22 protein-coding genes, 1 tRNA gene and 1 pseudogene are annotated in these 21,350 nt (G+C 34.4%); 13 read left to right on the top strand and 11 right to left on the bottom strand.

Annotation, left to right across the window (positions count from 1 at the left end; genetic code table 11):
* Positions 1–34 precede the first annotated feature (34 nt).
* The 5 genes from H5T44_05730 (at position 35) to H5T44_05710 (ending at position 4,320) form a co-directional block, all read left to right on the top strand.
* A complete protein-coding gene (locus tag H5T44_05730) occupies positions 35–316 on the top strand; it encodes a PRC-barrel domain-containing protein (GenBank protein ID MBC7081721.1) in 282 nt (93 codons plus the stop codon).
* 37 nt (positions 317–353) lie between these two features.
* On the top strand, positions 354–1,283 hold the full coding sequence (locus tag H5T44_05725; protein ID MBC7081720.1) for a hypothetical protein: 930 nt from the start codon (positions 354–356) through the stop codon (positions 1,281–1,283).
* 1 nt (position 1,284) lies between these two features.
* Entirely contained in the window at positions 1,285–2,703 is a 1,419-nt protein-coding gene (locus tag H5T44_05720) for a hypothetical protein (protein ID MBC7081719.1), read from the top strand.
* Positions 2,700–3,617, top strand: a complete 918-nt coding sequence (locus H5T44_05715) for a hypothetical protein (GenBank protein MBC7081718.1) — start codon at positions 2,700–2,702, stop codon at positions 3,615–3,617. Before H5T44_05720 ends, H5T44_05715 begins: the two co-directional genes overlap by 4 nt.
* 523 nt (positions 3,618–4,140) lie before the next feature.
* Positions 4,141–4,320 (top strand): hypothetical protein, encoded by a 180-nt coding sequence (locus H5T44_05710; GenBank protein ID MBC7081717.1) that lies wholly within the window; start codon positions 4,141–4,143, stop codon positions 4,318–4,320.
* Positions 4,321–4,402: 82 nt separating this feature from the next.
* Here H5T44_05710 and H5T44_05705 read toward each other — a convergent pair.
* The 4 genes from H5T44_05705 to H5T44_05690 all read right to left on the bottom strand — a co-directional run bounded on the left by H5T44_05705 (position 4,403) and on the right by H5T44_05690 (position 6,989).
* A tRNA-Ser gene (locus H5T44_05705) sits at positions 4,403–4,486 on the bottom strand.
* On the bottom strand, positions 4,482–5,456 hold the full coding sequence (locus H5T44_05700; protein MBC7081716.1) for an RNA-guided pseudouridylation complex pseudouridine synthase subunit Cbf5: 975 nt from the start codon (positions 5,454–5,456) through the stop codon (positions 4,482–4,484). The genes H5T44_05705 and H5T44_05700 overlap by 5 nt, the downstream gene beginning before the upstream one ends.
* A complete protein-coding gene (locus H5T44_05695; GenBank protein ID MBC7081715.1) occupies positions 5,441–6,085 on the bottom strand; it encodes an FAD-dependent thymidylate synthase in 645 nt (214 codons plus the stop codon). Before H5T44_05695 ends, H5T44_05700 begins: the two co-directional genes overlap by 16 nt.
* A gap of 1 nt (position 6,086) precedes the next feature.
* Positions 6,087–6,989 (bottom strand): transcriptional regulator, encoded by a 903-nt coding sequence (locus tag H5T44_05690; GenBank protein ID MBC7081714.1) that lies wholly within the window; start codon positions 6,987–6,989, stop codon positions 6,087–6,089.
* 41 nt (positions 6,990–7,030) lie between these two features.
* On the opposite strand from H5T44_05690, the gene H5T44_05685 reads away from it, so the two are divergent.
* Positions 7,031–8,332 (top strand): DUF1743 domain-containing protein, encoded by a 1,302-nt coding sequence (locus H5T44_05685; protein MBC7081713.1) that lies wholly within the window; start codon positions 7,031–7,033, stop codon positions 8,330–8,332.
* Here the strand turns inward: H5T44_05685 and H5T44_05680 are convergent.
* The 4 genes from H5T44_05680 to H5T44_05665 are packed head-to-tail and all read right to left on the bottom strand — an operon-like array spanning position 8,321 to position 11,641.
* A complete protein-coding gene (locus H5T44_05680) occupies positions 8,321–9,883 on the bottom strand; it encodes a hypothetical protein (protein ID MBC7081712.1) in 1,563 nt (520 codons plus the stop codon). The two genes, H5T44_05685 and H5T44_05680, sit on opposite strands and share 12 nt — an antisense overlap.
* Positions 9,880–11,262 (bottom strand): amidophosphoribosyltransferase, encoded by a 1,383-nt coding sequence (gene purF / locus H5T44_05675; GenBank protein MBC7081711.1) that lies wholly within the window; start codon positions 11,260–11,262, stop codon positions 9,880–9,882. The genes H5T44_05680 and purF overlap by 4 nt, the downstream gene beginning before the upstream one ends.
* Positions 11,255–11,413, bottom strand: a complete 159-nt coding sequence (locus tag H5T44_05670) for a 50S ribosomal protein L37e (protein ID MBC7081710.1) — start codon at positions 11,411–11,413, stop codon at positions 11,255–11,257. Before H5T44_05670 ends, purF begins: the two co-directional genes overlap by 8 nt.
* 12 nt (positions 11,414–11,425) lie before the next feature.
* Positions 11,426–11,641 (bottom strand): small nuclear ribonucleoprotein, encoded by a 216-nt coding sequence (locus tag H5T44_05665; protein ID MBC7081709.1) that lies wholly within the window; start codon positions 11,639–11,641, stop codon positions 11,426–11,428.
* Positions 11,642–11,781: 140 nt separating this feature from the next.
* On the opposite strand from H5T44_05665, the gene H5T44_05660 reads away from it, so the two are divergent.
* The 5 genes from H5T44_05660 to H5T44_05640 are packed head-to-tail and all read left to right on the top strand — an operon-like array spanning position 11,782 to position 16,114.
* Positions 11,782–12,816: a 4Fe-4S dicluster domain-containing protein gene (locus H5T44_05660; GenBank protein MBC7081708.1), complete on the top strand. Its 1,035-nt coding sequence runs from the start codon at positions 11,782–11,784 to the stop codon at positions 12,814–12,816.
* On the top strand, positions 12,809–13,654 hold the full coding sequence (locus tag H5T44_05655) for a cytochrome-c3 hydrogenase subunit gamma (GenBank protein MBC7081707.1): 846 nt from the start codon (positions 12,809–12,811) through the stop codon (positions 13,652–13,654). The genes H5T44_05660 and H5T44_05655 overlap by 8 nt, the downstream gene beginning before the upstream one ends.
* Entirely contained in the window at positions 13,651–14,433 is a 783-nt protein-coding gene (locus H5T44_05650) for a sulfhydrogenase 1 subunit delta (protein MBC7081706.1), read from the top strand. The genes H5T44_05655 and H5T44_05650 overlap by 4 nt, the downstream gene beginning before the upstream one ends.
* Entirely contained in the window at positions 14,430–15,704 is a 1,275-nt protein-coding gene (locus H5T44_05645) for a Ni/Fe hydrogenase subunit alpha (GenBank protein ID MBC7081705.1), read from the top strand. The genes H5T44_05650 and H5T44_05645 overlap by 4 nt, the downstream gene beginning before the upstream one ends.
* Entirely contained in the window at positions 15,701–16,114 is a 414-nt protein-coding gene (locus tag H5T44_05640; GenBank protein ID MBC7081704.1) for a hypothetical protein, read from the top strand. Before H5T44_05645 ends, H5T44_05640 begins: the two co-directional genes overlap by 4 nt.
* On the opposite strand, the pseudogene H5T44_05635 reads toward H5T44_05640, so the two are convergent.
* The 3 genes and pseudogenes from H5T44_05635 to H5T44_05625 all read right to left on the bottom strand — a co-directional run bounded on the left by H5T44_05635 (position 16,109) and on the right by H5T44_05625 (position 19,033).
* Positions 16,109–16,462 (bottom strand): annotated as a pseudogene (locus tag H5T44_05635) (DUF4870 domain-containing protein). The gene H5T44_05640 and the pseudogene H5T44_05635 sit on opposite strands and share 6 nt — an antisense overlap.
* A 32-nt stretch (positions 16,463–16,494) precedes the next feature.
* Positions 16,495–17,280 carry a serine/threonine protein phosphatase gene (locus H5T44_05630; protein MBC7081703.1) on the bottom strand — a complete coding sequence of 262 codons (786 nt, stop codon included), beginning with the start codon at positions 17,278–17,280 and terminating at the stop codon, positions 16,495–16,497.
* On the bottom strand, positions 17,267–19,033 hold the full coding sequence (locus H5T44_05625; protein ID MBC7081702.1) for a glycosyltransferase family 39 protein: 1,767 nt from the start codon (positions 19,031–19,033) through the stop codon (positions 17,267–17,269). The genes H5T44_05630 and H5T44_05625 overlap by 14 nt, the downstream gene beginning before the upstream one ends.
* A gap of 80 nt (positions 19,034–19,113) precedes the next feature.
* On the opposite strand from H5T44_05625, the gene H5T44_05620 reads away from it, so the two are divergent.
* Both H5T44_05620 and H5T44_05615 read left to right on the top strand, forming a co-directional pair.
* Complete coding sequence (locus H5T44_05620; GenBank protein MBC7081701.1) at positions 19,114–20,298, top strand: M28 family peptidase; 1,185 nt, start codon at positions 19,114–19,116, stop codon at positions 20,296–20,298.
* Positions 20,286–21,332 (top strand): radical SAM protein, encoded by a 1,047-nt coding sequence (locus tag H5T44_05615; GenBank protein ID MBC7081700.1) that lies wholly within the window; start codon positions 20,286–20,288, stop codon positions 21,330–21,332. The genes H5T44_05620 and H5T44_05615 overlap by 13 nt, the downstream gene beginning before the upstream one ends.
* Positions 21,333–21,350: the final 18 nt, after the last annotated feature.

Below are 21,350 nucleotides of genomic sequence, written 5' to 3'. Positions count from 1 at the left end.
AATAAATATTTAAAATAATTTTGTATTATGGGTTGTGATGAAAATGGAAGTGACTGACTTTATTAATATGCCGGTTTATACAAATAAGGGGAAATATGTGGGGGAAGTAAAGGAAGTACTTATTGATACAGAAGGATGCAAAATAGATAAATTGATAATAACAGACACCAACAGGGAAATCGTGCCCAATGGAATGGATATAGGCGTACCATATAGATGGGTGTCTGCGGTGGGAGATATAATACTCCTTAGCTATATGCCAGAAAGAGTTGAGGCTCCAGCAGAAAGGAGTGAAGAAGCTGAAGAAAAAAAATAAATATTAATTAAGCAATAACAGATGATTGAGGGATAAAATGAAGAAAGAATTGCTGTTTGTTATGGCCTGTTTATCAATTGTTTTAGTTGGAAATGTCTCTGCAATATCCTGGGGTAAAATAGATGCTACACCAAGCTCCTCAATAGCTTATGTTGAAAGATATGGACAGGAAGAAATCTCGCTGGATGTAGTATATAACCCTTATGTGGTTGGCTTCATGCCAATATATGTGGATGTAAGCGCAACTTATCCGGATTGGCTTACAGTAGCTTCAAACCCTCAAACATTTGTTCTAAAACCTGGAGAGCACTATACAGTTAAGGTTCTTTTGAAAGTATCAAAACATGATGTTGTGGCGGGCACATCCTCAACTGTCGAAATTTCCCTGCGAGGGAAATTAATAGGAGGTGGAGCCTTCCGTCAGATAGATGAGGCTAAGATTACGCTCGTTGTATCATATAATCCATTTACAGAAATTGCCATAAGAGCGGTTACACCTATTGAAAGAACCGCTCCTGATAGAGAGCTAACATTTATTGTGGAAGTTGTTAATTATGGAAATTCAAGGGTTATTGTAAATCTCTACCCGGAGAAAGAGCCGGAGGGATGGAATTATGTTATAAGCCCTCCACAGATTGTGATAGATCCCAAAAAAGCGGGAGATGAAACCTTTCCATATGAAACTGTTAAAATAACATTGACATCTCCTCATGGAACCGCAATTTCGTATCATAATAAATGGCAGGATTTTGCTATAAGTGCAAAAGCGATAGCAGAAACTCCTTATTGGGTAAAAAAGGGAGGAACATGGAGCAGATCAACAGAAGAAATAGAATTGGTTAATACTCATACTGTTACCGCATATTTCCTAGCGAAAAACAGAGGATTTTATATTCCAGGGTTTGATTCAATTCTACTCATAGCAGGCGTTATCTTAGCTGGCATTTTACTCAGGAAAAGAAAGTAACATGCGCTCTTTTTCCTTCCTTTTAATCTTTTTTCTCCTTTTTACAACAATTTCTATTCCATTTTCTTACGCAGAGGAGAAATATCCATTTCTTATAAATTTAAGGATTGATGCGGTGAACGAATCAATTTCAGAAGTTGAGCCACTTAGCTCTTATTGGTTTAAATTTAAATATTATAATGGAGGAACTTTTCAAAAAAACTATTATGCATTCTATGTTAAGTTCAGTGTTGAAGTAGAAGGAAGTGGATGGCAGGCATTTGTCGACCCACAATGGAGTCATCTTTATCCTAATGAAACTAAAATAGGAACGGTTAGAGTTGTTTCATCTGAAAGGCCATCAAATTATGCATACATTCATCTTCATGGTGAATTATATGATATATGGGGAAATGTCCATTCCGCAAATTATACATTTCAAGTTAAATCATCCGCATACCACACCTTTGATGTAAGAATGGAAAAAAATTACATAGAAGCCAAACAAGAACAATGGTATAATATCCCAGTCAAAATAAAAAATTATGGAAACTATGAAGAAAGATTTTCAATAATAATTGATTATTGCCCGCCCGGCTGGCTGGCAACGGTCGCGCAAAATCCGATTGTAATTCCGCCAAAAGGAGAGGAAATGACTTACCTGAGTTTTGTTGTTCCACATGAAAAGTTTTATCTTCAGAGAACAGTTTATTTTATAAGATACAGGGTTGATGCAATTTCTACAGGGTCAAGCAAGGTGATGAGTATTCTGGTTGTGCTTGAAGGAGGGCATCTTACACTCGGGCAAATTGTTGCTTTGGCAAGTTCTATGCCATCTTTAATTATTTTATTTACTATTGGATTTATTTTCTACAGGAGAAATAATCTATGTGCATATGTACCAAAAATGTGGATTGAGGAAAAGGAGGAGTTGTCAAAAATGAGCAAAGAAGAAAGAAGAAAAGTAAAAAAGGAATTAAAAGAAGCTTGGAAATCCGCTGTATATTTCTGCAGAAATCTTGCTAAAGAAGATAAAGAAATAAGGAAATTGAAGAAAGTAGCAAACAAAAAGCAAAGAAAACTTGAGGAAAAGATAATTAAGAGCTATGAAAAAATGAATGAAGAGCTAAAAAATGCATGGAAAGAAGAATGTAAAAAAATAGATGAATTGTGTGAAAAGAAGAGTAAAAAAATAAAAAGAGAAATACAAAAAATTTATCCTGAAGAGCCAAAGAAAATTGATTTGCCAGACATTCCAAAATATGAAATAGATGAGAAAAGGCTTGAAATAATTGAGCCAAATAAAATAAAAATTAAGGATTTGTTTGATAGAATAGATAGAGATAAAATTTCTGTTGAAAGAGAAATTTTAAAAATTAAGGAGATGGGAAATGAAATAAGGGAAAAGATTAAAAGAGATTTTGAATTATTAGAAAAATGAAAAAAGTTTTTCTTGTTTTAGTAATTCTTTTGCTTTTAGGATGCATAAAAAATGAGGATATGGAAAATGATGGTTTGCCAGATGAAATAGAAGAAAAAGGATGGAGTATCAGTGTTTTATATGCGGGAGAAAGGGCTTCTACAAGATATAATGTTACTTCCGATCCGCGCAAAGTAGATACAGATGGAGATGGGCTGACAGATTTCGAGGAAAGCCCCTATTCAGGAAATCTCTTCCCTACTGATCCGCGCAAAGTAGATACAGATGGAGATGGGCTGACGGATTATGAAGAATTAAAAATTTTCGAAACAAACCCAATAAATTGGAAAGATGACATTGATGGAGATAATGTGTGGTGGAATAGTGATTATGAAGAAATTAGTTTTTATAGAAAAATTGGAATAAGTGACGAAAAAATAAGGGAATTTATTCGCAATCCAGATGTGGATGGAGATGGAGTATTTGATGGAGGAGATATAGATCCGTTAAGAGATTTGAGAGTAGATATAGTGATAAAATGGATAAAGATTATTTCAGACATGGGAGATAAAGATAGTGCAATAGAAATGGTAATAAATATTTCAAGCGGATTAAATTCGACCCAAAATGATGAAATAATTGTTCTTCCAGGAGAAAATTTTACATCAAACCAAACATTCCATTTGGATTTAGACGATAGAGGTGAGCCGGGCAATGGAACAAGCCCAATATGGATAATATTATATGATATGGATACAAAATTAGCGGAGAGAAATTATAACGATTACATATGGGAGTATGATATAATAAGAATATATGGAAATTCATCTTTTTATAAAAATTTAAAGATTCCTGACGATTGTGGAGAATACTATATAAATGGTGCAGATGGAGAAATGTGCTTTGAGATAATTGATGCCTCTATAGGAGTTTAACACAATCAATAAATAATAGGATTATTGTTATTTTGTAATTTTTAATAAAAACGGCTAGAGCAAAGTAGTTAAGATCCCTTACCATAGATGGGCTTTGAAGGAGGTAGAATGAAAAAAAATATTGGTATTTACGGAATGAATTAAGCGAAGACAAAACTCTTGATATAGAAAGAAACATGAATATCTCTGGAGATAACATGTTAATCCAGACACAGAAATAGAAAATATTGATATCTCGGGAAATATCACTATAATCAAAATAAAAACAGGCGGTTGGTAGAATATTTACATCACAAAAGCATTTGATGCAGTAAAGACCATAATCTCAAAAACATTGCATTTCCCTTCATATCGATGATGAGTAGCATCTGGCTCTGCTGGCATGGCAACGGGCGAGGATATATTTGAGGACAATGGCGGAAAGCTACATAGAAGATATTTTCCATTATGTTCTTTTTGTTGACCATATTGCAATAGCAGATGAGGGAATTAATCGATTGATAAACTATCGGGAAGAAGTAGAGTGGCTGAAATAACCAAGACATTTATGCACGAACTGTGGCATAATTTAGGGTTAGATCACTCTACTGATCCAGATGGAAGCGACCCTGACCCAGGAGTAAATCCATGGCCTGGCAAAGAAACAATTTTTGACACAGTTATGTTTTTGGATCTAGCAAGGCAAACAAACTTGATTATCTAGGAGAGGAATGGGCACATATTAACTTAGCTTTGGTAAATGATGGAACACATGGAGATATTCTTAAAGTTTGCATGCAAAGAAGCGCTGAGGGTGGGATTTGAACCCACGAGGAGCATAAGCCCCACAGGCTCTCCAGGCCTGCGCCCTACCTCTAGGCTACCTCAGCTTTTCCACATTTTTGGGTATGTGCCTGGTTTCATTATAACTCTCTTAGTATCAGCAACTACGCCATGCTCTTTTTCCATTATTTCTCTGGTGCTCATCAGTGCTTCCGCAATTGCAACAACCTCTTCCTTTAAAGTTTTTATCGCAACCTTAGTGCCCTTTTTTATTCCCGTCTCGACCATTGCAACTCCTGGAGCCATAAGATTTGCTCCATGACATATTGCGTCAACAGCTGAATCTTTTATTATTATATCTGGAAGATGCTCTACGAGTGTTTCTACTGGATAAATAATTTTTTTGATAAATTCTTTTCCCTCCTCCTTCCAGAAGATGTAGGCATCAAGTAAATCCTGCAAATATATCGCATCTTCTTCCTCAAAAATTCCTGTTTTTGTTCTTCTTAGCTCTTCCATATGAGCCCCGACTCCAATCTTTTTTCCTATATCCTCACATAAAACCCTTATATATGTTCCTCCCTCACAACCTACTTTAAAAAGCACATCCTTTCCATCCATTTCAATTATGTTTATATAATATATTGTTCTCTGTCTTCTAACCCTTTTTACAGCAGCTTCTTTCGGGGGAATTTGCCATATTTTACCAACAAAACTTTTAATAACTTCTCTTACTCTTTTCTCATCAACATTTTCATGAAGTCTCATCACACAAACATATTCTTTCGATATTTCATGCATAAGTCCTATTGCTTTTGTTGCATTTTCTAAAGCTACTGGTAGAACCCCGCTGACATTTGGATCAAGTGTTCCTCCATGCCCCGCCTTATTTACGTGCAGAATTTCTTTAACCCATGAAGCAACCTGATGGGATGTTGGCCCGCAAGGTTTATCTACAACAACAACACCATTCTCAATTAACTCTTCAATGCTTCTTTTGCTCGGCTCTTTTCCAAAAAATGGGCTCTTCTCTTCCTCGCTTTTTACAAGTCTCTTTCTCTTTATTTTGGGTACCATCTGCAACTCCTCTTCTTCATGGGACAAACTTTCTTTGTCTTGCAAGGTGGGCCAGCATTTTCAAATATTGTTGGAGCAACCTCCTTAACTAATTTAAGCATTTTCCATGCAAGCATTCTTATTTCCCACTGGGCATGAAGACAACATCTCAATTCAAAAAAATTGAGTAACGAGCGAGCATTCATTGAAACAATTATTGAAGTGCAGGCAGCATTTGGCAGAATATAGCGGGCATCTTCAATTGGAATATCTTTCCTCATTTCATCATAAAATTCCCATATTTTTTTAATCATTTCATCATATTTTTTCCCGTATTTTTTTCTTATAGAAGGAGGTTTTATATATTTCATTTCCTGAACCACATATCTCTGACTTTGTTGGGAGTAGGATGCTATCCTATGTCTTACAAGTTGGTGAGTAAGAGCCCTTGATATACCAGATATTTCAAAAGTAAAGTATGCATGCTCAACAACACTTGTATGCCCCATTTCTATCACCGCTCTCAAAACTTTTTTGACTTTTTCATCATCTTTTATTTCGTCAAATTTTTTTTTTGAATGAGTAAAAATAGCGGAAAAGCCTGCAATAATATCTGGCTCAGGTGTATGAGATATTAATTTTACTTCCATTTTAATCTATCTCCAATAACCCAATTAATTCTTCCGGCTCTCTAACCCTCCTTAATTCATCTTTTTCAATAATTGGCACTCCTTCTATAATTTTTACATTTGACTTCTCTGCAAGTATTACAGACCTTCTTTCAGTAACCTTTGAGATGTTTGAAATTATTCTAGCCCTTTCAAAAATTCTTCTATCATTTATTCCAACTATAAAAATTTCATCCAAAAGCTTAGAAACCGCATGGAATGGGCTTCTATAAGTAGGAAATATGAAAGCTCCTATTTCTTCCATGAGTTTAAGCATTTCGTTCTTTATTTCCTTCGTTTCTATCTCTTCCTTCTCTACCTCCTCAAACAATGTTATTGGCTTTATAAAATCATATCCAATATAGCTAGCTAATCTTTCCGCAACATCCACACTTGCTCTCTCTCCTTTCTCATACATCTGTATCGTTTTCCTCGAAACACCCGCTATCCTTGCTAACTGCCCAATAGAAAGCCCTTTCTCCCTTTTAAGCCTGCTAAAAACCTCACCATCTATATTTACATAAAACCCACCAGGCGCCGCGCACACAACAGGGGGACGCCCCCTTACATAATTTTCCAGAGTTTTTATTGTAAGGATGGGAACTCCGTATCTGAAATAAACGATATCATCCTCTAAGAAAGTGGAGCATGTTCTATCGCCGACTATGATTGGAAGAGCGCCTAGAAATCTTGCTACAGAAATCATTTCTTTTGCGCTATCCTCGCTTATTGAATCTATGTTGTTCAATATCTTTATTATTAAGAGGAGATTATCTCTTCTTGCAATAAAATCAAAGCTACTTGGCCTTATCTTGCATATCTGGCTACAGTAAAATCCCGCTCTTGTTAAAAGCATCTGAGTTGAGCGAATGATTTCTTCTTTCATCAACACTATATACTTATATATATAAAAATTTAATTAAAATTGTGTGGATTGGAATAGATGATACAGATGCGCTGAATGGAGGATGCACAACTTTTGTTGCAACCGAAATTGTAAAAGAGATTATTTTCCTGGGATATAATCTGATTGGTTATCCGCGCATTGTAAGGCTAAATCCAAATATTTTGTGGAAGACGAGAGGAAATGCTGCAATTGCATTGCAGATAGGAATTGGAAGTGGTAAAAAAAAGCATATAGGAGAAATTGATGAAAAAATATATTCCTATGAAAATAAAAAAGAGGAGGCGGATGAAGAGGAGGTAATAGAAGTTGTTGATAAAATTATAAGAGAAAAATCAAGCAAGGAAGGAAATCCCGCATGGGTGATAAGCAAAAAAAAGTTTAGTAGAATTTTGTATAGGAAAGCGGTTAGAGAAATTGTTTCATTGGAAGAAGTTAAAAAGATTTTAATAGAAAATGGAGCAAAATATAATTGCTATAGGGGAGAAATAGGGCTGGTTGGAGCTTCCTCCGCAATTTCATGGAAACCATATGACAGAACATATGAACTCCTTACTTATGCAAGCGGGGAAAAATATCTTGAAAAGGAAAGTGTTATAAGGATGGACAAGCTATTTCCGTCAACATTCAACAATTATGATTATGAAAATGATTATATAGCAATCTTTCCTAGAGCAAAATCCCCGGTATTTTATGGAATAAGAGGGGAAAATCCGGATGAGCTAAAAGAAGCAATGAAAATTTTAGTATCATCTCCTTTTGAAAGATGGCTTATTTTTGAGACAAACCAGGCAACGGATGAGCATTTACAAAAAAAGAAAATTGAGGAAATAAGGCCTTATGAATCTGTTATTGTAAAAGGAGTGGTTAAAAAAGAGCCATTTTACATAGAAGGAGGACATTTAATATTTTCAATAACCAATGGGAAGGAAATAGATTGCACCGCATATGAGCCAACAAAAAATTTCAGAAAAATAATAGAGAAATTGAAAAGAGGGGATGAAGTAGTTGTTTATGGAGGAGTAAGGGAAAATCCATTTACAATAAATATAGAAAAAATAGAAATCAAAAAAACAGTTGAAGTTTATGAAAAAATAGAAAATCCATTTTGCGAAAATTGTAAAAAACACATGAAATCGATTGGCAAAAATAAAGGATATAGATGTCCAAAATGTGGTAAAAGAGCAAGCGAAAGAGATGCAAAATACATAAAAATGGAAAGGCCAAAACCAGGATTATATGAAGTTCCTGTAATAGCAAGACGCCATCTGTTCAAGCCATTAAAAAGGATGAATATAAAAAAAGATGATTTATCAATTTATTAAGTGCTCTATTATGTAGTCATGAACCCTTTCATTTATTGCGATTAATGAAATATGATCTTCTTTCCCGATCGGCCAGGCGGAGCCCTCTAAAATATAAAGTGGCTTCCCCTCCAGATAAGGACTTTCTGTTGGACATAAACCATCTGAATAGTGAGCAATACCATCATTATCAAAATCCCTTGGAAAATCTCCGAATATAACGCCTATATCCCCACCAATTGCATAATAATCAATTAAATCAGTTGTTTTATAACCCATCGCTTTTAAAAATGGAGAATTATAAAACATATCTGGCACTTGGGCAACCCACCATGGGAAATAGGTATATTTTATTATATTCTTCAAAAAATATTCATTTATATTTGGCGGTATTCCGTGACAGGGTGTTCCAACAACAATTAAATCATCTATTTGGTAAGGTCCTACTACTACATCTGGATTACCATCTCCGTACCATGGATAACCATCTCCACTCCAGCTATCATTCCAATAATCTACATCCGCCATGTAATGCTCCGCCATAAATCTTGCAATAATTCCTCCCATGCTATGTGCAACTATATCTATTGTTTGATTTGGAGGATAGCCATTTAAAACAAGAGCATCTCTTATTTTTTGAGAAACTTTTCCAGCAATCCAGGAAATATGATGCTCTTCCCATCCTGGCTCATAAGTAAGCCACTGCACACCTAGCTTATTTATATCAAAGTCCAGAACCTTGAAGCCTTTTTCCAGGAGTTTCTGCGTTAGAGTCCACCAGGTATAGTTCAAAAGCGAAGAACTTATGCTTCCAATCCATCCATGAATAAGCACCACTGGAAAATCTCCAGGCTTTTCTGGTAATATTTTTATTTTTTTATTTGCGATACTTCCTTCATAGTCCATATATCCCGAAAAATTTCTTTTATATTCAGCAAATACCTCAATTTCAGTTGTATCATTAACATTTGATAAAAAGAATGGTAATTCAGCAAGCCCATTCTTATCTGTATAAACAATTTTTTCCATGAATTTTTTTTCTTCGATAAAAAAACTAAATTTTATGCTTGCATTTTCAATTGGTTTCTTCTCCTCCACACTTATCAAACTTGCCTTTAAAAAGCATGTTTCTCCCGCAATAATTTCATCTCTGTTGCAAAATAAACCAATTTCAGTTTCATAAATCCTTGGATAAATAATCAAATTCACAAAATCTTCCTTAACATATCCTTTAAATCTTACAATTGCAACTATTCTAACTTTATATTCCTCCTCATTAACATCATCAGGAGCAAAATAATTCATTTCTAATTTTATGCCATTGCCCCGATAATCATTTTTTTCTTCAAGCTTGCCAGTGCTCCCATTTGCCTCAATGCGCCAGCTTACTTCCGCGCCAGTTGCATTGCCTTCTATAATTAGTGTTATTGTTGCATTTTTTCCTTCCTCAATGTAAAGGGTTTTCGGGATCAATTTTATTTCTATTTCTTCTTTTGATGGACTCTTTAAAATGAGAATTAAAAGGATGCTTATCAAGAAAATTAGAATTATGACAAAAATCTTTTTTCTCATGTTTTTAGGATATCCTGAAATCTTTGCTTTTCCCCTTTAACTTTTACTGGATATTCTCCAGTTATGCAACCGAGGCAAAGATCCTTTTTATCTTTTCCAATTGCTTTAATCAAGCCATCTATTGAAATATAAGCGAGTGTATCCGCATCTATCTCCTTTCTTATTTCTTCTATACTCTTCTTTGATGCAACCAATTGCTCTCTTGTTGTCATGTCTATGCCGAAATAGCAAGGAGCAATTATTGGCGGAGAAGCAATTCTGACATGAACTTCTCTTGCTCCATAACTGCGTAGCAATTTTACAATTTTTTTCATTGTTGTCCCTCTTACTATGGAGTCATCTACAACAACTACTCTTTTATCTTTTATAATACTTCTTACAGGATTTAATTTAAGCAAAACCATTTTTTCTCTTGTATCTTGGGATGGTAATATAAATGTTCTTGCAATGTATCTATTTTTCATTAGCCCCTCCGCCATTGGTATTCCGCTTGCTTTTGAATAGCCATATGCATGAGTTCTTCCAGAATCTGGGATAGGAATGACATAATCCGCATCTACTGGACTTTCTTCAGCGAGAATTTCTCCCAGTTTTTCTCTTGTTTTATAGATATCTACTCCATCGATAAATGAATCCGCTCTTGCAAAATATACATATTCAAAGAAGCAATGGGCTTTGCATTCCTCTCTTGAAAGAATATAGCTTTTGTATCCATCTTGCCTTATTTCAACAAGCTCTCCAGGCTCAACATCCCTTACGAGTTCTCCTCCAAGAGCATCTATTGCAACGGATTCTGAGCATATAATATACCCGTCTTCTATTTTTCCAATACAAAGTGGCTTTATTCCAAGCGGGTCTCTTAATCCAAAAACTCTATTGTTTATCATAAGAGTAAATGAATATGAGCCATCTATCCTTTTCATCAATCTTTTTATAGCTTTTTCAATACTTACATCTCTCAGGTAATCAGATAGCATATATGCAATTACCTCCTCCTCACTCCCAAAAACAAAGTTGTAACCATTCTTCATCATCTCTTCCTTTATTTCAGGTGAATTCACAATTATACCATTATGAGCAATAGCAATATCACCCGCAGATGTGTGCAACTTGAATGGCTGGGCATTTTCTGGAGAAGAAATTTTTATTGAATAATATACATGCCCTATCCCTTCGCTTCCCTTTAGCTCCTCAAAATTGAATTTATTAAGAGCTTCCTCAACAAGCCCCGTCCCCTTATAAACCTTTATTTCCCCGTCATAAAGCGCAATGCCCGCCGCCTCCTGCCCCCTGTGCTGCATTGCTACAAGAGCGAAATATAACTTCTCCGCTACATTTTTGCGGGCAGAAATCGCAACTACCCCACATTTTTCATTCATTTTTCCAATTATACTTCCTCCATCTTTTAGAGCGGCCAAAACCGCAGTAGGCACATTGTTTTTTTCTTACATGGTAGGAATGTCTTCCACATCTTCTACATACAATATGCGTCTTTTTTCCTCCTTCCTTTGACGGCGTTCCCTTACCCATTTTCTCACTCTCTTAAACCATTATATATATTATATTATCTCCTCTCACAATAACCTTCGAAAGCTCTCTTTTTTTCTCTCCATTTATTATCTCCTCCGCATTTTTAAGAATTAAGTTGAGGTGAGGGTGATCATATCCTTCAAGTATGCCACGATATTCTTTTTCACCCTTGATTGCAACAACCACCCTTTTATCAATGCTTGAATGAATTAACTCCAAGGGTTTCATGTTATTGTATAAATAGGAGTTAATAAATTTTTCCTTGAATTTTGATGATCAGCCCTCAACTATACATTCTAACCAAAAAATCGCAAGATCTCCTCAGTTATGAGAAAAATTAATATATGCAATTTTTATCCCTACTTGAAATGAGATATCTAAAGATAGAGAAAGATAAAACATATGAATTTCTTGAAAAATTGAAGAAATACGGAAAGCTTTATGCTCCAGTTAAGATATCTGATAAATTTTATGTAAGGAAGGAAATAGAGGATGTTAAAGAAATTGCATTTGATTATCAGCGCACTCTTTTACCCCTTAAAAAATATTTCCTTCCTACAACTGAAAAAATGTTTGAAATAGATATTGAAAAAAGTGAATATAGAGAAAATCTGGAAAAAATTGAGCCTTTTGTTATATTTGGTGCGCATGCTTGCGAAATCGTGGGACTGAGAATCCTTGATGGAGTATACCTAAATATTTACCCTGATATATACTATGCAAGGAGGAGGAAGGCGGGAATAATAATAGGGTTGAGCTGTTTGCCAGATGAATATTGCTTTTGCAATTTGAGAAGAACAGATTTTGTTGATATAGGATTTGATTTATTCTTCCATGAGTTGCCAGATGGTTATTTAATAAGAGTTGGTAGCCAAAAGGGGCATGAAATTGTTGATGAAAACTTGAGCTTATTTAAGAATGTTGAGCAGAAAGATATAGATGCTTTTAGAGAGTTTGAAGAAAGGAGGCAAAAATCTTTTAAATATCAAGGAAGTTTTGATAATATACGCTATATACTTGAATTAACATCAAATGATAAACTCTGGGATGAAGAAAGCAACAAATGCTTAGGATGTGGAAACTGCACAATGACTTGTCCAACATGTAGATGCTATGATGTGCAGGATATACCCAGAATAGACTTAAAAAGTGGTGAAAGAATAAGATTTTGGGATTCTTGCCAGTTCAGAAGCCATGGGCTTGTTGCGGGCGGGCACAATTTCAGGGAAACAAAGAAAGATAGATTTTTAAATAGATATGTTTGTAAGAATTCCTATTTTTATCCTCTCGGCACCTCTTACTGTGTTGGATGCGGTAACTGCACATATTTCTGTCCAGCAAATATTGACTTCCAGAAAAACCTTGATAAAATAAGAAGCAACTATGAGGTGATACATGGATAATGTTTACTCTATTTACAAATGCAGGGTGCTAAGAACATATGATTTGACGGACGAAGAAAAACTATTCCTTTTTCGCTTCGAAGATTCTGCAACCGCGGAAAAATGGGGATTTCTTCCAGGGCAATTTGTTCAATTAACAGTTCCAGGTATTGGAGAAGTGCCAATTTCAATATGCTCTTCACCAATGAGAAAGGGTTTTTTTGAGCTATGCATAAAAACCGCTGGAAGAGTTACTACCAAGATACATGAGATGAAGCCAGGAGATATTGTAGGAGTAAGAGGACCTTATGGCAATGGCTTCCCTGTTCAAAAATTCGAGGAAAAAGATTTATTGCTTATAGGATGTGGAATTGGAATGGCTCCCCTTCGCTCTGTTTTCATGTATGCGGTCGACAATAGATGGAAATTCGGAAACATTACAGTTATAAATAGCGCAAGGACAGGAAATAAACTCCTTTTCAGAAAGGAGCTTGAGGCAATGAGGGACATGGCAGAGGCAGAAAACATAAGAATAATTCAAACCGTGACACGCGACCCTGATTGGCCTGGATGGGTTGGGAGGGCGCAGGAGCACATAAGGCATGCAAATACAAATCCGAAAAATTCTTATGTGTGCGTGTGCGGGCCACCTCAGGTTTATCATGAAATATTTGAAAAACTGATAGAAAATGGCTACAATCCTCGCAACATCTATGTCACCCTTGAAAGAAGGATGAAATGTGGTGTTGGAAAATGCGGGCATTGCATCGCTGGCTCTTCTACGTTCCTAAAGTACATATGTATAGATGGGCCGGTATTTGGGTATTATGATATAATTTCAATACCAGGACTTATATGAGGGATAAAATGAAATTAAAAATAGGAATATACGGGCTAACTTCCTGCTATGGTTGCCAGCTGAGAATGGCAAGCATAAAAGATATTTTAGAGGTTTCAAAGAATTTTGACATAGTTTGCTGGAAGATGATGTCGAGCAAGGGAGAAATTGAGCCATGCGATATAGCATTTGTTGAAGGAAGCGTTACAACTGAAAAAGATGAGGAGGAAGTTAAAATGATAAGGGAAAAATCAAAAGTTGTTGTCGCAATGGGCTCATGTGCAATCCATGGAGGAGTGCAAGGTTCTTTATTTGGAGAAGATTATAAAAAAATTTTTAAAGAAGTTTATGGAGAGAATTCAATATATTATAAGGCAAGGATTGGAGAGCCACTGAAAAAATATATAAAGGTTGATTATAATTTGCCAGGTTGTCCACCTGAAGAAAATGAATTAGTATATTATCTTGCAACCTTTGGCATAGGAAGTTATCCTGAAGAAAAGGATTATCCTGTGTGTGCGGAATGCAGAAGAAATGGCTATCCATGTGTTCTTATAGAAAAAAACGAGTCCTGCCTTGGCTCCTTGACTGTTGCGGGGTGCAATGCAAGATGCTTGGCCCACAATGTTGCCTGCATTGGATGCAGAGGTCCTTTGCCACATAATGTTGCATGGTTTGATTCCCTGGCTCTCACTTTCAAAGATAAAAAAATCGATAAGGAAGCGATAAAAAAGAGAATGGAAATATTCGGAAAGCAAAGCGGGAAAATTGATGAAATAGTTGAAAAGGTGTTCAGATGAAGATAGAAAGAGAAATAAGAAATGATCATCTCGCAAGAATAGAGGGCAAGGCGGGCGTTGTTGTAGAGATAGGAGATGAAATAAAAGCGAGGATAAATGTTACAGAAGGGCCCAGATTTTTTGAGATAGTTGCAAGAAATAGAAAATATGAAGATGTGCCATCAATTTGTTCAAGAATATGTAGCTTTTGTTCCATACCTCATAAACTAACTCCAATAGAGGCAATAGAAAATGCCCTTTCAATTGAAGTAAGCGAAAATATAAAAGAAATGAGAAATATGCTATATTTTGGAAATGTTGTTGAGAGCCATGCACTTCATTTATTCCTTTTTGTTTTTCCAGATTATCTTGGCTTTCCAGATGCTTTTTCAATGGCTAAAAGCTATCCAGAGCTGATGAAAAAAGGGCTTATGCTTAAAAATTTTGGAGCAATGGTTCAGGAGATTGTTGGAAAAAGAGATATACATGCAGAAAATCCTGTTGTTGGAGGATTTGGAAAATTACCGAGGGAGGAAGAAATGAAAAAAATAATTCAGGATGGAAAAGAAGCAATAAAAACATCTATTGAGGTAGTGGATTTTATATCTGAATATGAGTACCCATCTTTTATGAACATGGAAAGAAATCATTTGTCAATAAGCCCATATTCTGGCTATGGAGTTTATGGAAATGAAATAATTGCTTCTGATGGAAATAAATTTAAAGTAGAGGAATACAAGAATAATATAGAAGAAAGGGTTATCAGCTATTCATTTTCAAAAGGTAGCTACTATAAAAATTCACCTTTTATGGTGGGAGCTTTATCAAGGCTGGTGAATAATAAAAATTTAATTGATGGAACCGCAAAAGATTTGATTAATAAGTACTCTAGCTTTATTAAAGCAAATAATTGTTTTGCTAACAATTTTGCTCAAGCAATAGAAATGCTCTATTTTATAGAAAAAATCATTGAAATTGCGGAAAAAATTGAGATAAAGAAAGAGGAAAAAGCAAAAGGAGAGAAAAGCGGTCATGGTTTTGCGGTTACGGAAGCTCCGAGAGGATTGCTGATATATGAAATAGATATAGAGGATGAAATTGTAAAATACATGAATGTTATAACCCCAACCGCAATGTTTTTGCCGATCATGGAAAAAGATGCTGAAAAAATGGCGAGGGGTATGTGGGAAAATGGATATAGAGATGTGGAGCTTATAGGAAAAAAAGTTGAAATGGCTATAAGGGCCTATGATCCATGCATTTCATGCAGTGTCCATGCAATTAAAAAATGAACCTGGTTGTTTTTCTCGGGAGCAATAGAGGAGATGATTCCGCTGGCCATGAATGCTATAAAAAGGCTATTTCAAGAATAAATGCTAGATTAATTTTTCTGGGAACAGATATTTTTGAGATTTTTAGAAAATATGAAAATGAAAAAAAGGTTATTGTTGTTGATGCATTTTATGGAGCGGAGGATATTATACATCTAAAAAATGATGAAATTTTTAAATTGGAATCAAGGAGCGAGCATGCCCACTATATCTCACCTGTGGAAGCATTAAAAATTTTAAACGAAATCGGCTTTTCTCCAAAAGAATTGCATTTAATAGGAATACCAGCAAAAAGCTTTGATAAAATAACATATACAGACGAGATAATTGAAAAAGCTATAAAAAAGGTAGAGGAGATATTAGTTCTATAAACCTTTTTCTGCAATCTCTCCAACTATTGGAAGTTTAAACATTTCTCCTTGATAAGCTTTTATAATTAAGATTATCCACAGTATAAGAATTAGAATCCATATAATCCATGAAATCATCGCTAATACATACCATGCCCTATACCACCATATTCCTAAACCAAAAAATCCACCGAAAATTATGGTGAGAATCCATAAAGGCAGGAAAGTTAATATTGATTGCTTTGCGTGAAATCTTACAAATTTGCTATCTTTTTCTATTATGTAAAAAACTATTCCTGTAATCTATCCGAGCAAATAGCAAAGAGCCCCTTCCAAATTTTCCTCAATTCCAAAAGATGTTTTTGCCATAAGGGAAAATAAAATAGCTATATATAAATCTTTTATATTTTTCTTGCTTTATATTTTCTCCATTGAGTGGAAAAATCTTCAATTTCTATTTCTTCAATGTGTTCAATATCTCCATAAATTTTTGCAATCAATATTCCTTTATTTCCCTCATTTTTATATAACCGAGACGAAAATATCGTGAGACATTTGTTATATACAATTGTTCCGTTCAAATTGTAGTCATGTCCTCTTATAAATGCCCTTGCATTTATCTTTTCAAGAAAATCATTTAAATCATTTTCATCATAAGTTATTCCCGCCCCTCTATAAATATTTGCAATCTCTGGGTCGCTCCATGTAAGAGCTTCTATATCATCGAAGTCATTTTTACTTAGTCTTTCAATTTCTTTCCCTTTAATTATTCCCCCGTGTGATACAAAAACATTGTTAAGCAGTCCCGCAATCGGCATTTCTCTAAAAACTTTTACATACTCCCCATATTTCTCTCCCATTTCAATTTCAAAATCATTTGGATAACATGGAATTGCATAATTTGCTTCATGGTTTCCTTTCAGCAAAAAAATTTTATCTGGATTTCTGCATTTCTCTCCCAGCAAAAAATCTATATTTTCAGAAGCACTAACATCAGGAGGGCGTCTATCAACATAGTCACCAAGAAAAACAAGAAAATCAAATTTTTCTTCATAAAATCTCTTTACAATTTCTCTCGCTACCACCACATCGCCATGTGTGTCCCCCGCCACCATAATTTTGTCATGCAGGCGCAGGAGGGCGGGCTCTTCTGCCATTATTTCTCTTGCTTTTTCAAGATAGCTCATTTTTGATATAATTCCAATCTACTTCATAAATTTCTGCCCAATGGAGCACATTTTTCATGATTTCTTCATTTTTATAATCCATATAGTCAATTGTTGAATTTATTTTTTCTAGCGGGATCTTGTATGTGCAATTTCTGTATATTAGTTTGAAGGGCATTTTCTGGAATTTTTCATATGAAGCATTTGTTAGGGTAAATGATTTATCCACATCTATTACAACTCCTTTTTTTACCATTATGTCATCTATTATAATATAAGATATTTTCTCCTCTCCGAAAGATAGCTCATCCATGCAATTTTTCCACTCCTCAACCCATATTTTTGATGGGCACCAGCTATTACCGATTTTGTCATATGTTGTATTAAAACCGTATGCAAATGCAAGATTTGATATTCTATGGTCTGATAATATTAGAGCATCCCTTGGCAAACTCTTGTTCATCCATTCAATTAAATTAATTGTACTTTCTGGAATTCCTTCGCATATATTTGTTGAATATTCTCCAAGTGGATATATGCTCACAACATTCGTTATAAGAAGAATTGAGATAAATATTGCAAAACCGTTATAGGACAGATTTACTCTTTTCTTTATTAAAATTTTATAATTTTTTATATTTTCTGCAACAAAACTTATACCATATCCCACAAATATTGCAAGTGGCTCACTCAAATATTCAATATGCCTTTCAATATACAAGGATTTTATGTCCAAAGATACTGAAAAAATCATTGAAAAGAAAATCGCAAGAAGCCATCCCTTAATATAGTTATTTTCAATTTTTCTCCATCCAATTGCTCCAAAACTACCTATAATTGAGAAGGGTATAGAGAATGCTATAAATTTAATTGAAATATATCCCAGCAAGATAAATTGTCCCATTGCTATACATATGATTGTTATCAACGGAACCATTGAAAAGATCAGAAAATCATTCATATCTCCAAATTTTTTAAAATTGATGTATTTTCTCCTTAATTTTATTAAAACAAATGAAGATAGAAAGAGGAAATATGAAAGAATTATTATTTCCAGCGGTTTAAGATGTTTTCCTTCCATAAAGAGATATACTGGTTTTGCAAAAAAAGCCCAGTACAGGAAAGTTGATGTAAGAGATAAAATTACATAAGAAACATCTTTCAAAATGTTTTTGCTCCAGTAATTGCTTTTAAAATTCTCCCAGAATATGGCAAACATTATTGATATGAGATAAAAATAGGTTGTAAGATGATGGGAAAAAATTAGCAAAAGAGTTGAAATAGATAAAGGAGCATACCATCTATTATCTTTCTTTGTTTTTAAATAAAGTAATATAGAGAGAAGCATAAAAAAATGTCCCAATGTAAGGGGGGCGGAGTGAGATGTCTGATATGCATGAACTGGTAAAACTGCGAGTATTATAGAGGATAAAAGAGATAGTCTTTTATTAAAACCAATTTCTCTTGCTATGAAATAAAATACAAGAATGCATAGCCCTCCAAAAATTGGTCCAACAATAGAAAGAGCGAAGAATTCATTCATTCCTAAAAAACATAGTATCGAGGCGGATATATATAAAGTAGGGAAAAAATTATAGGAGGAGCCCCATCCATTATATTCCATGAAAAATTCTTTTGTTTCAATAAATTTTTTTGTAAGATAAAAATATATTCCAAAATCGTTTCCCCATGCTCCATATAAAATTATAGGGATTGCTCTGATTATTATCGCTACCGCAAATACAAGCAACAGTAATAAATGAGTCCTCTTCATTTTTATTTAATTAATTCAAAATATAAAAATATTTTTAATGATTCACCAAAAAGTTATAAACAATAAAAAATTTAAGGAGCATGAAAAAATTTGCAATTGCAATAGCATTGATATTATTACCCGTTCATTTTTATCCAACAGACAGCGATGCAAAGATCGATGAAAAGATATCGGAAATAATAGATTCTATAAACGAAGAAACACTTCTGTTCTATGAAAATATTTTAGCCAGTTTTGGCCCCCACCCCACAGGAAGCGAGACATGCGATATGGTGGCGGATTTTATATTTAATGAATTCGAAAAAGAGGGTTTGAAGGTGGAATATCAATATTGGGAGAAAAATGGAATTAGCGGGAAAAATGTTATAGCAACCTTGCAGGGGAAAACAGATTTTATTTTAATAATTTCAGCTCATTATGATACAGTTGAAGTCTCGCCTGGAGCGGATGATGATTCATCTGGTGTAGCGGTTGTTTTAACTTCTGCAAAAATTTTATCAAAATATTCCTTTTTGCATACTATAAAATTTGTTGCCTTTTCTGGAGAGGAGCAGGGATTATATGGTAGTGAATATTTTGCAAGAAATTCATATAAAAGAGGGGAGAAAATAATAGGGGACATACAGCTTGATGGGGTAGGATATGCAGTTAAAGAGGATAGAAAAGTTAGAATATCCTCAAATTCCGCATCAAAATGGATTGTAGATATGGCGGAGCAAATAGCATTAGATTACAAAAGCAAGATTGACCTCGAAATAAGCAGACACGACTATATGGGTAGTGACCATAAATCTTTTTATAATTACGGTTATGAAGGAGTATTTTTCCTAGAGTATGAGTTTAATCCAAATTATCATACATCTGAAGATACAATTGAGCACATAAATATAAATTATTTGACAAAAATTTGTAAATTAGCGAGTGCAACACTTGCAAAAATTGCTGATGAAAGCATAGATATAATGACAAGGATTGTTGAACCAGAAATAGGAGGAATTTATTTTTCTGGAAGGAAAATAATTGAGCTTGATGGTCATCTAACTATTTTAATTGGAAAGATAAAAGTTAGGGCGGAAATAATCTCTTCAAAAGAAGTTCAGAGAGTTGATTTTTATTTTGATAATAGATTTTATGGAACAGTTTATGAAAAACCTTATGAATTTACTTATAAAATTTTTGCTTTTTTAAATCATAAGCTAAGGGCGGTAGGATATATTGAAGGAAAAAGCGATGATAATGAGATAAGCATAATATGCTTCATTTAATTGATAGGAGGGGAAGAAAAGAAAAATGTATTTTATGCAATAAGATAAGCGAAGAAGTATCTTCAGTTTTAAAAATATGCCTATCATGCATAAAAAATAGACCAGATGAGGTAATTAAAATAGCAATGGATGCACATAGAAAAATAAGAGAGGAGTTTCGCTTGCCCCCTCTACCACCAAGAGATGAAGAAGGTATTTTGTGCAAAATATGTGCAAATGAATGCAGGATTGGAAAAGGAAGCAAAGGATATTGCGGGGTAAGGAGAAATTTAGAAGGGAAAATTGTAGGAGAAGGATTGGCTCATACTTACTATGACCCCCTTCCAACAAATTGCTGTGCAGGATGGTTTTGCGAAGGAAATAAAGAAAAGGGATATAATTTAGCGGTTTTCTCTTTTGGTTGCTCTTTCAACTGCATTTTCTGCCAGAACTGGGAGCATAAATGCATTGATGCAAGTGAAATAGTAAATGAAGAAATTTTATTGGAAAAAGCAAGATATGCAAATTGTATATGTTATTTTGGAGGAAGCCCTGAGCCACAGCTACCATTCTTCTTAAAAGTAAATAAAAGAATAGCTGAAGAAACAAAAGCAAGAATATGCTGGGAGTGGAATGGAACAGGAAATAAAAATTTAGTAAGAAAAGCGGCAGAATATTCATATGTAACAGGAGGAACAGTAAAATTTGATTTAAAAGCATTTGATGAAAATTTAAATATTGCCCTTACTGGTATTTCAAATAAAAGAGTGATTGAGAATTTTGAAATGATAGCAAACGAATTTGACAAAGAAAATTTTCTTAACGCTACAACCCTCCTTATCCCCGGCTATATAGATAGTGAGGAGGTTGAAAAAATTGCAAAATTTATCTCTTCCCTTGATGAAAATATTCCCTATTCTCTTTTAGCTTTTCACCCGGATTTCAAAATGCTCGATATGCCATTTACAACAAAAAAGCTTGCTATGGAATGCTATGCTTCTGCGAAAAAGCATTTAAAGAGAGTGAATATAGGAAATGAACATTTATTATGGTAAAGTTTTTTTAATGGTTTT

Source organism: Thermoplasmatales archaeon, assembly GCA_014361195.1.
Lineage (GTDB): Archaea > Thermoplasmatota > E2 > UBA202 > JdFR-43 > JACIWB01.
Note: the sequence above shows the minus strand (reverse complement) of the source record. Positions and strands in the feature narration are given on the sequence as shown.

What these genes read in the sequence shown, in the direction of transcription:
- H5T44_05725 (MBC7081720.1), top strand. Translation starts at nt 354, where the DNA reads ATGAAGAAAGAATTGCTGTTTGTTATGGCCTGTTTATCAATTGTTTTA.
- H5T44_05720 (MBC7081719.1), top strand. Translation starts at nt 1,285, where the DNA reads ATGCGCTCTTTTTCCTTCCTTTTAATCTTTTTTCTCCTTTTTACAACA.
- H5T44_05715 (MBC7081718.1), top strand. Translation starts at nt 2,700, where the DNA reads ATGAAAAAAGTTTTTCTTGTTTTAGTAATTCTTTTGCTTTTAGGATGC.
- H5T44_05700 (MBC7081716.1), bottom strand. Translation starts at nt 5,456, where the DNA reads ATGGTACCCAAAATAAAGAGAAAGAGACTTGTAAAAAGCGAGGAAGAG.
- H5T44_05695 (MBC7081715.1), bottom strand. Translation starts at nt 6,085, where the DNA reads ATGGAAGTAAAATTAATATCTCATACACCTGAGCCAGATATTATTGCA.
- H5T44_05690 (MBC7081714.1), bottom strand. Translation starts at nt 6,989, where the DNA reads ATGAAAGAAGAAATCATTCGCTCAACTCAGATGCTTTTAACAAGAGCG.
- H5T44_05680 (MBC7081712.1), bottom strand. Translation starts at nt 9,883, where the DNA reads ATGAGAAAAAAGATTTTTGTCATAATTCTAATTTTCTTGATAAGCATC.
- purF (MBC7081711.1), bottom strand. Translation starts at nt 11,262, where the DNA reads ATGAATGAAAAATGTGGGGTAGTTGCGATTTCTGCCCGCAAAAATGTA.
- H5T44_05670 (MBC7081710.1), bottom strand. Translation starts at nt 11,413, where the DNA reads ATGGGTAAGGGAACGCCGTCAAAGGAAGGAGGAAAAAAGACGCATATT.
- H5T44_05665 (MBC7081709.1), bottom strand. Translation starts at nt 11,641, where the DNA reads ATGAAACCCTTGGAGTTAATTCATTCAAGCATTGATAAAAGGGTGGTT.
- H5T44_05660 (MBC7081708.1), top strand. Translation starts at nt 11,782, where the DNA reads ATGAGATATCTAAAGATAGAGAAAGATAAAACATATGAATTTCTTGAA.
- H5T44_05655 (MBC7081707.1), top strand. Translation starts at nt 12,809, where the DNA reads ATGGATAATGTTTACTCTATTTACAAATGCAGGGTGCTAAGAACATAT.
- H5T44_05650 (MBC7081706.1), top strand. Translation starts at nt 13,651, where the DNA reads ATGAGGGATAAAATGAAATTAAAAATAGGAATATACGGGCTAACTTCC.
- H5T44_05645 (MBC7081705.1), top strand. Translation starts at nt 14,430, where the DNA reads ATGAAGATAGAAAGAGAAATAAGAAATGATCATCTCGCAAGAATAGAG.
- H5T44_05640 (MBC7081704.1), top strand. Translation starts at nt 15,701, where the DNA reads ATGAACCTGGTTGTTTTTCTCGGGAGCAATAGAGGAGATGATTCCGCT.
- H5T44_05630 (MBC7081703.1), bottom strand. Translation starts at nt 17,280, where the DNA reads ATGAGCTATCTTGAAAAAGCAAGAGAAATAATGGCAGAAGAGCCCGCC.
- H5T44_05625 (MBC7081702.1), bottom strand. Translation starts at nt 19,033, where the DNA reads ATGAAGAGGACTCATTTATTACTGTTGCTTGTATTTGCGGTAGCGATA.
- H5T44_05620 (MBC7081701.1), top strand. Translation starts at nt 19,114, where the DNA reads ATGAAAAAATTTGCAATTGCAATAGCATTGATATTATTACCCGTTCAT.
- H5T44_05615 (MBC7081700.1), top strand. Translation starts at nt 20,286, where the DNA reads ATGCTTCATTTAATTGATAGGAGGGGAAGAAAAGAAAAATGTATTTTA.